General features: G+C 74.5%; 1 pseudogene. It reads left to right on the top strand.

The features are described from left to right. Nucleotides 1-329, top strand: a pseudogene (locus IG02_RS37470) (ATP/GTP-binding protein); the annotation flags it as partial.

Raw genomic sequence — 329 nt, 5'->3', positions numbered from 1 at the left:
CCCAGCACCCGGTGCGCGTACGGATCAGCCTGCCCGAGGGGGGTCACGAGGAGGCCGCGCGTCTCCTGAACCGCCTGCTCCTCGCCCAGTTCCAGTCCGTCACCCGCCACCGCGCCGGACGAAGCCACGTCGCCTTCCTGGTGCTCGACGACGCGGCGAGCGCGCTCACGCACGGGACCGTACGAGCCCTCCAGCGGCTGCGCCCGCAGAACGCGGCCGTCGTACTCGCCCTCCGTACCCTCGCGGAGGTGCCCGAAGCGCTGCACGGGCCGCTCCTCGCGTCGGTCGGCTGCCGGATGGCGTTCGCCGGACTGCCCACCTGGGACGGC

It is taken from the genome of Streptomyces sp. NRRL F-5135, from assembly GCF_000719775.1.
Taxonomy (GTDB): Bacteria; Actinomycetota; Actinomycetes; order Streptomycetales; family Streptomycetaceae; genus Streptomyces; species Streptomyces hebeiensis.
The sequence above is the reverse complement of the archived record's forward strand: the minus strand, read 5'-3'. Positions and strand labels throughout refer to the sequence as shown.